The organism is Chitinophaga sp. 10T418 (genome assembly GCF_056394125.1).
Genome location: NZ_JBFTHG010000002.1, coordinates 894226 through 906287, shown reverse-complemented (window position 1 = coordinate 906287; position 12062 = coordinate 894226). Strand labels below are relative to the sequence as shown.

Here is a 12062-nt window from a genome sequence, read left to right as displayed (position 1 = left end):
ACGATTCTCTTTTCTTTATTTCTTCTTTCCAAAACCTTGCCGTTGCATATTGCCCCAGGTACTTCTTCTTCCGGTCAGGAAATTATAATAACCACGCAATGAATTAATCACAATAAGCGGATGATACAGTAAAAATTCCATAAATGGAGTGAAACAGAGATAAGCCACTTCTCTCCATGTTTTATAATAACGAAAAGAAAGCTGATCCCATAATATAGAAATGGTAGTGATCATGATGGAATAGGTATACACGAAAAGCAGCAACAGCAAGGCGTATGGCCAGTTGATTCTGTCAGATGCTGCCAGGATGATGTATACAATAATACCGCTGAACTCAATCAGTGGTGCCAGTAATTCAAAAAAGAAATTGAATGGAAATACGATTAACCCCATTTTGCCGTAGCGTGGATTCAGGAACATGCTGAAGTGGGCAGCCATTAACTGCGCAAGTCCCCGCGACCAGCGTACACGCTGCCGGCTTAATATTTTAACAGAGGACGGGGCTTCCGTCCAGCAAAGGGTTTTGGGAATATAACGCACGACATAGGAAATCCGGTTGTCGTGCGCATATCGGCACATCCTGGTCAGGAGTTCCATATCTTCCCCAAAAGAAAGATGATCGTACCCGCCGCAACGGGTGGCTACTTCTTTATCGAATAATCCCAATCCGCCGGATACGTTAGGTACACAATTGATGTAGCTCCAGCCCATTTTCCCCAGTACGAAGGAGCGGATATATTCTACTTCCTGGAAACGCGGTAATAACTGTTTAGGTGGCCGCATCCTGGTCATCACACCTTCGTCAAACTCAGAGGAATTGGCAATACGCAACGTAGCGCCAACGGCGATTACCCGCTTCTTTTCTTCCTGCATTACCGGTCGGATGAGCTCCAGCAGGGTATCTTTATGAAGAATACAGTCCACATCTGTACAAACAAAATAGTCGAACGCCGCTACGTTGATACCGGCATTCACTGCATCTGCTTTACTTTTGCCGTTTATTTTATCTATTACCAGCAGGGAAGAATAAGCGGGGTCGGTAGACTTATATATATTACGTACCGGCCTGGTGAGAATCTTTACATTATAGGCAAAGTCTACCGGGACTATTTTAAATTCATTGATCAGCTGTTCCATGGTATCATCCGTACTGCCATCATTGATGATGATGATCTCGTAACGGGGATAATTGAGCGTCAGCAGGGAACGTACATTGGATACAATGGTGAGGCCTTCATTAAAAGCAGGTGCCAGGATGGTGATACCCGGCGCCATGGGGGAGCTGGATAATATATTCAGTTGATGCTCGTTGTTCCGTTTAACATACCTGCGGATGGCCAGCATCGATAAGATCGCCAGCAGGGCATAGGTGAACAATAACACCAATCCATATACGAAAAGTGTGTTTTCATAGATCCTGCCTGCTGTTTCTAAAAGTCCATTCATCAGTATTTGATTAACGGGTTCATACAATGTTTCAGGATAAGCAGATTTTCGGGGTCTGCAGTATCCAGTAGTTCCTGTAATACCTGGCCGGCGATCCATTCATTTTTTACAATGGATTTGGCGGCACTTTTACGCAAATCAAAATCGGTGGAATGAAGGAATTCCTGTTTCAGGAAGTCGATGTACTGCCCACTGCCAATACGTCCCAGCGCTTTCAGTATTTCTATCTGGCAATGCAGGGGTTGACTGCTATAAATAGCTACCAGCTTATCTTCCACATCAGGCACTTTCAATTTTCCGAGGCAGTTTATCGCATCTGCGCGGAGGTAATGGTCTTTGGTATCCAGCAGCTTTTTTACGGCAGGTACTGCCGGCAACTGGTTGTAGTGAATGATGAGCTTTAAACAGAACGATACCACGCTCTTGTTGGAAGAATAGGTGATCCATCGCGCAAAATTGGGGATGGCAATATCTTCGGTAGTGGTGATAATGCGGAACAGTTCTACCTGGTCCCACATCAGTAGCGGATCTGTTACCACATCAAAAAATTTGAACGGCTCATTTTTACTGAGCTTGATGTAGGCATGTCTGGCAGCTGCCCTCAACTCACGGTTATGGCTATTCGTTAATGGTAATATGGATACATCGGCAATGGGAATGTCCATATTGATGAATTCTGTCAGTGCCCGTACTTTCCGCTCCCACCTGGATGATTTCATCTGCTTGATATTATCCTTATCCAATTCCAGTTGCAGGTATAGCGTCCGCAAAAGATGTCCGGCATTGCCTCTCACATTCCGGCGGAAATGGATGATCCGGTCTGTGGTGGCTTGCCTGGCCCATTTTTTTTGCAGCGGTAATTTCCAGAATCCTTCCAGGTTCAGTTCTACCCGGTCCGGGTGAGTGTTGGCAAGTGGATCCGGATTTGCCAGTACTTCCTCAATGATCAGGTTATCCAGTTGAGGCAGGAGTGATGCCAGTCTTTTTGCACGCTGATAGCCCCGGTAACGGTTTCTTAAAATGGAGAAATAAGCCAGTAGCGTAATCACAGCAGCAATTATAATAAATATCATCGCCAGCTGTATGGCCAGTGGCGCTCCCTGGAAGAGGTTCCAGGCTGGTTCCAGGAAAACAGGTACTTGTATGTCCAATATCCAGCTATTTAGTCTTCATTAATAATCTTTTCACCCTTATCAATAATTCTGCAGGAATGATGGGTTTCTTCAGGAAATCATCGGCGCCCAGTTTAAAACCCTCCATGATCATATCTTCATTACCTGCATTGGAAACGATGATAACAGGAATGGGCTTTTCCCTGTCAGGACTTTTTACTTTACTGAGAATTTCAAACCCGTTGGCATATGGCATCATAATGTCCGTAATGATCAGGTCATAGCCGTAATTGGTGGCCTCCAGTTTTTCAAACGCTTCTTTGCCATTGGACACGTGGTCCAGCTCATATTCAGAGGAGGCAAGAATTCTGGCAACTATCTTCGGCATGATCTCGTCATCTTCTACTAACAATATTTTACTCATAGTGGGCTGAATTTAATCCGGTAAACAATGCAGGTGTGGCATTGTTTAAGATGTACGGATGTATGATGAAATTTGGTTTTGATGGTATGCATTAAATCAGGAATATGATTTTTTTTAGTTGTTGCAATCACTCAACAATTTATTTGCGTAGATATATACTTTAAAAGCTGATGATAAGGTTTTTCACAGACGGTATAATTTTTTTAAATTAATGTCAAAACAGATACGTTGCGTTTTGTAAAGGTATTGAATATGAAGGCATTTCGGTACATTTATACCTAATATAACAATTTTACAAAACACAACAATTACCTTTTTTTTCGCATTCAACGATGAAGATCTCACTGGTTAACAGACTGTACCTTGGCTTTTCCCTTGTGGTATTACTTGTAATACTGGGAGGATTTCTAACCTGGCGCACGTTCGATACACAAACGGAGGAAGCAGGATGGGTGCAACACACGTACCGTGTACTTAATAATTCAGAAAGGGTGCAGCGACTGTTGTTTGATATGGAAGCCGCCAGGCGTGGGTTTCGCAGCACTTTCGAACATCGGTACCTGCAGCCATACGAACTCGCATTACCCAAAGTTGCGCCGGCGGTAAACGATCTGCGTACCATGGTGGAGGATAATCCGGTACAGGTAAAGAACGTAGACTCCCTCGAAGATGATGTGAACCACCTGTTAAGCTTTTGGAATGAGCTGGATCATATCGCGGAAACACAACGTTTTAAAGATAACGCTAACATCACCGAGAAAGAAACGCTGCTGATGGATAAGGTGAGGGCGAGGATTGGTGCAGTAAATGCGGAAGAGCGCCGGCTACTGGCACTCCGGGAAGATGTTAAGAAAGATTCTTTCCGTAAAGCCGTCAAGGCGCTGTTGCTTAATAATGCTTTTATCCTGCTCGTAGGCTTTATCCTGATGAGGATTACGTATACGGAGTTCAGAAGAAGACTGAAAGCCCAGGATGCACTTAACAGTAAGCTGGACGAAGTAGTAGATCTGAATGCAGCCGCCAATGAAAGAAACTGGCTGCTCACCGGTGTAAATAATATGAATGAGAGCTTACAGGGAATCCATAACCGGGATGAACTGGTACGTAAATGCATAGATACCCTAACAGGTTTAGCCAATTTTGCTGCCGGCGCCTTTTATTGTTATGATGACGTACATAATGATCTTCGTTTAACCTCGGCAGTTAGTATGCCGGCAGCTATACCTGACATCGTTGCCATGAACGATGGCTTCCTGGGAACCGCTGTTAATAGCAGGAATATCCGCGTGATCCACGACCTGCCGGCTACCTACTGGCAACTGGGCTCGGCCAGCGGCCAGGCCATCCCCGGCTCCATCGTAATGGTGCCGCTATGGATAGAAGATGAATTGCTGGGTGTTATTGAACTGGCCTGCTTTAAGGAAGTAACCCCACTGCAGCTCCGCCTGCTGGAACTGCTGGAAAAAGATATATCCGTGGCCGTTAATGCGGCCAACGCCCGGAGCAAGGTATTGTTATTATTGCAACAGGTACAGGAACAAAAGGAAATCCTGATCAGTCAGCAGGAAGAACTACGGCAGTCGAATGAAGAACTCAGCCGCCAGTCGGAAGTACTGCAGGCTTCTGAAGAAGAACTACGGGTACAGGAAGAGGAAATGCGACAGGTGAATGCGGAAGTGATTGAGAAGAATAAAGCGCTGGAAGCCGCCAGGGGCGCTCTTGCCGTAAAGGCGGCTGAACTGGAAGCCAGCAGCCGCTATAAATCAGAGTTCCTGGCAAATATGTCGCATGAGTTGCGCACACCACTCAACAGCGTATTGATCCTCGCCAAAATGTTGCAGGAAAATAAAGGTAAAAATCTCACGGAAAAACAAATGGAATACGCGGGCATCATTTATAAATCGGGGTCAGACCTCCTGCACCTGATCAATGATGTACTCGACTTGTCTAAAATAGAAGCCGGTAAAGTAGAGATGAACTTCGAAGAGGTAACTGTTACCAGCATTATGGACGACCTGTCCGATCTTTTCGATGTAATCTCCGCTGAAAAGAAAATTCAATTTATCAAAAATATTGCGCCGGATGTTCCGGCTACCGTCGTTACAGATAAACTCCGGTTGCAACAGGTGATCCGCAACCTGTTGTCCAACTCCTTTAAATTTACCCCCGCAGGCGGCATTATCAGTATTTCCTGGTATAAGAGAGATGCCAACGCCATAGGTATCAGTGTTACCGACACCGGACCCGGTATACCTCCCGATAAACAGGAACTGGTATTTAATGCTTTTCATCAGGGTGATGGCACTACCAACCGCAAATACGGAGGGACTGGCCTGGGCCTCAGCATCAGCAGGGAACTAATGTTACTACTACATGGCCAGATCCGCCTGGATAGCAGTACTTCGGCCGGCAGCACTTTCTCCGTTGTGATTCCCGCGGATGGTAAAATACTACCTGCAGCAGAACAAGCGCTAATCACACCGGAAATACCCACCGCCATAGCTTTACCTGCCGATAGCATAGACGACGACCGTCACAACATCCGCAAGCAGGATAAACTGATACTGATCATAGAAGACGATATCTATTTCGCAGATATACTCCGGGATTTTGCCCGCAATAAAGGCTTTAAAACTATTGTGGCACATAACGGGCAGGATGGATTGGCCTATGCCCGTAAATACCTGCCGGCAGCCATTATACTGGATATGAACCTGCCGGTTATTGATGGTCGCAGCATCCTCAAAATTCTGAAAAGCAGCGAGGAGCTGAGTAAAATACTGGTCCATGTGGTAACGGGCGCCGACATACAGGGAATCGCAGAAGATAACATTCATGGCTATACGAGAAAGCCGCTGGAGCTGAAAGATATGGAAGAAGTATTCTCCAGCATCAGCTCACAGATACAGGCCCGGCTAAAGAAAGTGCTAGTCATATCCGCAGGCCCGTTGAGTGCCGACACCGCGCTCAAAACAAAAAGTGACGAAAGAAACCTGGAAACACAATATGATATCGCTACTGGTATCAGCCCTGCTTCGTCATTACTGGAAGAGAAAAAATATGATGCCGTTATCGTGGAAATCGGCCACGACTTAAATGCCGGTATCGCACAGTTGCAGGCGCTCACCCAGATACCGGAATCGGGCAATACCCCGCTCATCGTATATCTCGACCAGGATATTACCAGCAATGAAGAACAACAACTGAAGAAATATGCGTCAGCTATCGTACGCAACTCTTCGCATTCTACTGATCGTTTGATGGACGAACTGGAACTGTTTCTCTATAAGCTACAGAAGAAAACAAGTGTGGAAAATATTCCGCTGGAAGGAATGGAAAGTACATTGTCCGGCAAAAAGGTGTTACTGGCAGATGATGATATGCGCAATGTTTTTTCTATCAGCGCCCTGATGGAAGAGCAGGGGATAGAGGTACTGACTGCTGCCGATGGCAGGGAAGCGCTGGATATATTACAACAGCATCCACGCCTGGATCTTGTACTGATGGATATTATGATGCCGGAAATGGATGGCTATGAAGCTATGAGACGGATACGTGCAGACGCCCGGTTTCAACAATTGCCTGTCATTGCATTAACAGCCAAAGCTATGGCCGGTGATCGCCAGAAATGCATAGAGGCAGGCGCTTCAGACTATATTGCCAAACCAGTGGATAACATTAAACTGCTATCTTTGTTGAGGGTATGGTTATCATAACAGGCCTATGATAGAAGACATCAGCAACAGCGATTATACGGATCTGGTGAAGATAATTCAACAGCGATATGGTTATGATTTTACGGATTATGCCCCCGCTTCGTTGAAACGCCGCTTCATCCGGTTTACAGGTTATGCACATATCAACAGCGTCTTTGAATTAAAGCACCGGTTACTGAATGAAAACGGCTTTTTTCAGGAAATGGTCCAGTATATTACTGTGAATGTGACAGAAATGTTCCGGGATCCATCTTTCTATAAAACACTCCGGGAGCTGGTATTACCAAGACTGGCATCTTATCCTATCATAAAAATATGGCATGCAGGCTGCGCATCGGGTGAAGAAGTCTATTCTATGGCTATCCTGCTGGAAGAAGCCGGACTGCTGGACAGATGTCGTATATACGCAACCGATATGAATGCCGCTAATCTCCGGAAGGCAGAAAATGGTGTCATCAACCTGAAAGATATGAAAGACTATACCTATAATTATATGCAGTCTGGTGGAATAAATGATTTCTCTAATTATTATACGGCGGGTTATGATAATGCGATTATACAGCCGGCCTTGAGGCGCAATATTATTTTTTTTCAGCATAATCTGGTGACAGATCAGGTATTTAATGAATTTCAACTCATCTGTTGCAGGAATGTTTTTATATATTTTAACAGAACACTACAGGAACGTGTAGTTAAATTGTTTTATGAAAGCTTAACTTCGTTAGGTTACCTTGCATTAGGTATAAAAGAGTCATTGTTGTATAATGAAGAGCGGTATAAATTTGAACCTGTCAGCATTCAGAATAAAATTTTCAGACGCAAAGTGTAATCATTGACGCTTTTTCACAAATACAGTATCCTCATGATCGGCGGTTCTGCCGGGAGTATGCCTGTATTGGTGGAGTTGCTGAATCAGTTGCCATCTCCCTTTTTTATACCTATAGTGATCATTTTGCATCGGTTAAAAAATGTGGAGAGCGAACTGGACAGATTGTTATCCGTGCAACAAACCATTGTAGAACCAGAAGACAAAGAAGCATTATTACCAGGAAATATTTACCTGGCTCCACAAAACTATCATTTGCTGATAGAAGATGATAGTACCTTTTCCCTCGATTATTCTGAACCGGTAAATTATAGCCGCCCTGCTATTGACCTGAGCTTTAGCAGTGCCGCCAGTGTGTTTGGCACTGCCGTGCTGGGACTTTTACTCAGCGGCGCTAATAAAGATGGCGCAGCCGGCTTATGCCGTATTGTTGCTGCCGGTGGGACAGGGATTGTACAGGACCCGCTTACAGCCGAGTTTAGTATGATGCCGCAGACGGCTATGGACCTTTGTTCCGGCGTACAACCAATGCCGGTACATGACATTATTCATTATTTAAGACAAATAAGCACAGCAAATAAAAGTTGACAAATGAAGCAGCACAAACTGAAGACGTTTACTATCCTGCTGGTAGATGATAAAGCGGAAAACCTGGTATCCCTGGAACACATGCTGGAAGGAGATAACCGCGAAATCCTTAAGGCCACATCCGGTAATGAAGCATTAAAAACAGTCCTGCGTCACAATGATATCGGATTAATCATGCTCGATGTACAAATGCCCGATATGGATGGTTATGAAGTGGCGCGGCTATTACAGGCAAATCCCAAAACAAAAGATATCTCCATCATTTTTGTTACGGCTATCAACAAAGAGGAACAGTATGTGATGCGGGGCTTTGAAGAAGGCGCAGTAGACTACCTTTCAAAACCACTGGATATAAATATCACCCGGGCCAAAGTCAGCGTGTTTGAAAAACTATACCTGTATCAGCAGGAGCTGAAGGAAGCCATGGTGGAAAAAGAAAAAGTCAACAAGCAACTGGAACGTTTCATGTATGTAGTAGCCCACGACCTCAAATCTCCTTTGTCCGGCGCAATCGGCCTGTTGGCACTCATCAATGAAGATGAGCGTATCCAGGGCGCCCCTGACCTGAAAGAATACATGACGATTGTATTAGGGGCTACTAACCACCTGACGGAAATGATTACTTCTATGCTGGATTATACCCGGCAAAGTGAAATGGAACAAACCATTGAAGACGTAGATGTACACGAACTGATCACACAATTGTCGCACTTGTTATTTCCACCAGCACATATCCGCATTGAAACCGTTGGTAAGCTGCCGGTGCTGGAAACTAACAAACTAAAACTGCAACAGGTTTTTCAAAACCTTATTTCCAATGCCATCAAGTACAATGATAAGAAAGAAGGAATCATTACCATTAGTGGCGCCGACAAAGGTGAGTTTTATGAATTTTATGTAAAAGATAATGGTCCTGGTGTGGCCAAACGTGATACGGACCGCATATTCAAGTTGTTTGAAAGACTGGATAATGATGGTAAGGGCGATGGCACCGGGATCGGTTTAAATATCTTCAAGCTGCTGGTAGAAGAGCAGGGGGGCAAGGTATGGGTCGAATCTCAGCCTGGAGAAGGTAGTACTTTTTATTTCCTGTGGCGGCAGCGGTATTAGTGTTATTCAAATATCCACAGCCGGCCACTGATCTGTTGCGTGGTAACGGGTAAACAGGATACCTTTAATGCTTTATGTTCCAGCTTCCATATCCAGTTGGTAATAGAATTTTCGGGAGAAGAAAACAGCAGTACTGCTTCTTTATAGATGTCGTCTATATTCAATGCCTTACTCCGGAGTTGCATCATCGCATCAGAAAGAATTGCCGGTAATTGCTCTCCCGGTCCTGAAAGCCCCAGTAGGGTTGCCCCTTCCTGGTTTACCCATCCGGAAAATCCATCATTGTTAATGAATACCAATGCATACGGGATGGTATGCAGTATTGCAGCAAAACGGATGGCTATCCGCTGAAAGTACAATTGCTGCTGAGAATGCAGCAGTATTTCCTTCAGGCGCAAACGGATGGTTTCAATACATTCCAGGAAGTCATTGTCAAACAGCTGGGGCGTACTCCAGCCCAGTATCAGCAGACTGTTGTTGGGCGTTGTATTAATGGGGATAATGATAGCAGAGGAAAAAGCCTGTAATATTTCCTGTAACACATTTTCCTTTGGTGGCGGAATGTCGCGCCAGTAAATAGTTTTAAACCCCTGTGTATACAACAGCTTTTTTATAGGCTCCGGGTTTAATACCATATCATTCAAATGCACGGGCGACGCACATTTCACTTTCGCCGTTTCCTCATCTTCAAATTCAAGCTGCAGGGCAATATCCGCCTCTGTAAGATTTTTTACAAGAGAAATACTGAAGGCAAGAAAGGAGGAAATATGTTTGTCCTTATCCCAGCGACTCGTTTGGTTGATAAAATTTAATGCTTTACGCTCCCAGGTACTCACAGTATGAAATTGAAGTATGAAATAATTACAGAAATGATTGTATGGCAGCAATAACTTCTTCCGGTGCACTGATATGCGGAAAATGTCCCTGGGTCTTTACTTTCGTCCGCCGGCTGTTGGGTATGTTGGCTTCCAGGTATTCGCTGACGATGGCAGGTACCGCAATATCATTCTCTGTTTGTACCACCAGGGTAGGAACGGTGACTTTGGGCAAAGCATCCCGGTGATCCATATAAAAGATGGCCTTTGCTACCTGTATGGCTACATCCGGCCGTATCGCCTGCAGTGATGCTGCAAAAGCAGCGGCTAATTCCGGTCTGTCTTCATTTCGCATCGCCAGTTTAGAAAAACCACTTGCCCAGGCATGGTAATTTCCTTCCATGGCTTCAAAAAGACTGGTCAGTGCATGATTGTCAAATCCACCGATGTAACCATCTTTAGGATCGTTGAGGTAGCGGGGACTGGATCCCAGCAGTATGAGACGTTCTATCATGCCAGGATAATGGTTGCTGGCCAGCAGACCAGTCATACCACTTACTGAGTGACCAATAAAAGTGACATTTTTTACTTCCAGTGCCTGGATAATATCGGCTATATCTGTAGCGTAACCGTTTATAGACTCATAACGTTTAGGACTGTACGCTTTCATCTCGGCTTTGCCGCCGCCAACATTATCAAATAATACAATCTGGTAATCTTTTTCGAAGGCTGGGATAACTTTTGAAAAGGAGGTCTGGTCTATTCCAAATCCATGGGAAAATAGGAGGGTTTGTAGCGCATCCAGGTTACCAACTACGTGAATATTATTTCTCTGAATAATGTCCATAACAACAATTAATATTTGAAAATGATGAACTATAGCCGCTAACAACCAGGTTATTTGAGAACGCGGACTAATCCGGATAGGGGTGCGCTATTTCGGTTTAGTCCGCTTTATTTGGGCTTTTACAGCCTTTGGAAAGTCACATTTTCAAATATAAGTAATTCCTTCGAACCAACTACTTACTAACCTCCAGCACTTTAAATGTGCCGGGAGCAATAGTAGTGCTGGTTTTACCTGCAGCAGGTAAAAAGTCAGCTACAGGCAGGTACAGATGATGTGTTTGTGGGTCCAGCACCAGTGTTCTGGCGCCTTTACGGGTAGGTATGGTAGCTTGGGAGAGATATTTATCGGCGCTGGTTTCCTGTATAACGGATAAGGTACCTTCGCCATTGGCCGCAAAAATGGTTTTCTCCGCTGCATCAAATGCCACGCCATCGCAACCGTCGCCAATAGGCAGGGTGGCCACAATTTTTCCGTTGTCGGCATTGAGTACTACCAGTACCTTATTATCGCAGCCGGAAAATAAGCGATGGGTAGCTATATCTATCGCCAAACCGGTAGGCGCTTCTCCTTTGCCCAGCGACCAATGCGGGCCGGCAGTAAAAGTATGGGCGTCTACTTTTACCACTTCGCTTTTATCTTCGAGGTTAACATAAATGTTTCCCTTACCATCTGTAACCGCTGTTTCAGGACTGCCGCCCAGCGCCACGGTAGCCACTACCTGGTCATTACCAGGATCAATGACAGTGAGATTTGCACTGTTGCCATTGCAAATAATGATTTTCTGAGAAAAAGGATCAAACAGGATAGCATCGGGCTTAGCCCCGGTTTTGATTTCTCCCAGTACCTGGTTGGTTTGAATATCAAATACCGTAGAGGTATTCAGTTTACCATTTGTGGTATATCCTTTCCGGAATTTTTCTGCGAAAGCAATACCATGTACCCCGGTGGTATTAGCAATCATGCCGGTACTGTCGCCGTTTTTTTTATCGAGGATATTTACAGCGGTACCATGGGCCGCATATAATTGCCCGGTGACCGGATTCAGGGCAATGTAATCCCACTTGCCGTCACCACCGGCCCTGAAGGTCCGACTGACATGATATCCGGATTGCGCCATCACAGCGGCGGAGGACAGGAAAAAAAGAGTAGTCAACATCTGTTTCATAGCAGTGAATTAT

At 44.9% G+C, this 12062-nt stretch carries 10 protein-coding genes; 4 read left to right on the top strand and 6 right to left on the bottom strand.

What is annotated here, in order from left to right; all coding sequences use genetic code 11:
- Positions 1-15 precede the first annotated feature (15 nt).
- The 3 genes from AC1DCV_RS07995 to AC1DCV_RS07985 are packed head-to-tail and all read right to left on the bottom strand — an operon-like array spanning position 16 to position 2982.
- Positions 16-1446, bottom strand: coding sequence for a glycosyltransferase family 2 protein (locus tag AC1DCV_RS07995; protein ID WP_477022695.1), 1431 nt, complete (start codon positions 1444-1446; stop codon positions 16-18).
- Positions 1446-2597, bottom strand: a complete 1152-nt coding sequence (locus AC1DCV_RS07990) for a HEAT repeat domain-containing protein (RefSeq protein WP_477022694.1) — start codon at positions 2595-2597, stop codon at positions 1446-1448. The genes AC1DCV_RS07995 and AC1DCV_RS07990 overlap by 1 nt, the downstream gene beginning before the upstream one ends.
- A gap of 7 nt (positions 2598-2604) precedes the next feature.
- On the bottom strand, positions 2605-2982 hold the full coding sequence (locus tag AC1DCV_RS07985; protein WP_477022693.1) for a response regulator transcription factor: 378 nt from the start codon (positions 2980-2982) through the stop codon (positions 2605-2607).
- Between the two features lie 332 nt (positions 2983-3314).
- Here AC1DCV_RS07985 and AC1DCV_RS07980 point away from each other — a divergent pair, with 332 nt between their 5' ends.
- Genes AC1DCV_RS07980 through AC1DCV_RS07965 form a run of 4 tightly spaced genes read left to right on the top strand, consistent with a single transcriptional unit; the run spans position 3315 to position 9222 of the window.
- Entirely contained in the window at positions 3315-6698 is a 3384-nt protein-coding gene (locus AC1DCV_RS07980) for a response regulator (RefSeq protein ID WP_477022692.1), read from the top strand.
- 7 nt (positions 6699-6705) lie between these two features.
- Complete coding sequence (locus tag AC1DCV_RS07975) at positions 6706-7527, top strand: CheR family methyltransferase (protein ID WP_477022691.1); 822 nt, start codon at positions 6706-6708, stop codon at positions 7525-7527.
- Between the two features lie 33 nt (positions 7528-7560).
- Complete coding sequence (locus AC1DCV_RS07970; RefSeq protein WP_477022690.1) at positions 7561-8112, top strand: chemotaxis protein CheB; 552 nt, start codon at positions 7561-7563, stop codon at positions 8110-8112.
- A gap of 3 nt (positions 8113-8115) precedes the next feature.
- The gene (locus tag AC1DCV_RS07965) at positions 8116-9222 is read left to right on the top strand and encodes a sensor histidine kinase (RefSeq protein ID WP_477022689.1); all 1107 of its coding nucleotides are present in this window, start codon (positions 8116-8118) and stop codon (positions 9220-9222) included.
- Positions 9223-9224: 2 nt separating this feature from the next.
- On the opposite strand, the gene AC1DCV_RS07960 is transcribed toward AC1DCV_RS07965, so the two are convergent.
- From AC1DCV_RS07960 to AC1DCV_RS07950, 3 genes are all read right to left on the bottom strand, one after another.
- A complete protein-coding gene (locus AC1DCV_RS07960) occupies positions 9225-10058 on the bottom strand; it encodes a hypothetical protein (protein ID WP_477022688.1) in 834 nt (277 codons plus the stop codon).
- A 25-nt stretch (positions 10059-10083) separates the two neighbouring features.
- Positions 10084-10884 (bottom strand): alpha/beta fold hydrolase, encoded by an 801-nt coding sequence (locus tag AC1DCV_RS07955; protein ID WP_477022687.1) that lies wholly within the window; start codon positions 10882-10884, stop codon positions 10084-10086.
- Positions 10885-11056: 172 nt separating this feature from the next.
- Positions 11057-12049, bottom strand: coding sequence for a YncE family protein (locus AC1DCV_RS07950; RefSeq protein WP_477022686.1), 993 nt, complete (start codon positions 12047-12049; stop codon positions 11057-11059).
- Positions 12050-12062 lie beyond the last annotated feature (13 nt).

Bases quoted from the DNA above. Each gene is read 5' to 3' on its own strand.
- AC1DCV_RS07995 (WP_477022695.1), bottom strand. From the start codon at position 1,446: ATGAATGGACTTTTAGAAACAGCAGGCAGGATCTATGAAAACACACTT.
- AC1DCV_RS07985 (WP_477022693.1), bottom strand. From the start codon at position 2,982: ATGAGTAAAATATTGTTAGTAGAAGATGACGAGATCATGCCGAAGATA.
- AC1DCV_RS07980 (WP_477022692.1), top strand. From the start codon at position 3,315: ATGAAGATCTCACTGGTTAACAGACTGTACCTTGGCTTTTCCCTTGTG.
- AC1DCV_RS07975 (WP_477022691.1), top strand. From the start codon at position 6,706: ATGATAGAAGACATCAGCAACAGCGATTATACGGATCTGGTGAAGATA.
- AC1DCV_RS07970 (WP_477022690.1), top strand. From the start codon at position 7,561: ATGATCGGCGGTTCTGCCGGGAGTATGCCTGTATTGGTGGAGTTGCTG.
- AC1DCV_RS07965 (WP_477022689.1), top strand. From the start codon at position 8,116: ATGAAGCAGCACAAACTGAAGACGTTTACTATCCTGCTGGTAGATGAT.
- AC1DCV_RS07955 (WP_477022687.1), bottom strand. From the start codon at position 10,884: ATGGACATTATTCAGAGAAATAATATTCACGTAGTTGGTAACCTGGAT.
- AC1DCV_RS07950 (WP_477022686.1), bottom strand. From the start codon at position 12,049: ATGAAACAGATGTTGACTACTCTTTTTTTCCTGTCCTCCGCCGCTGTG.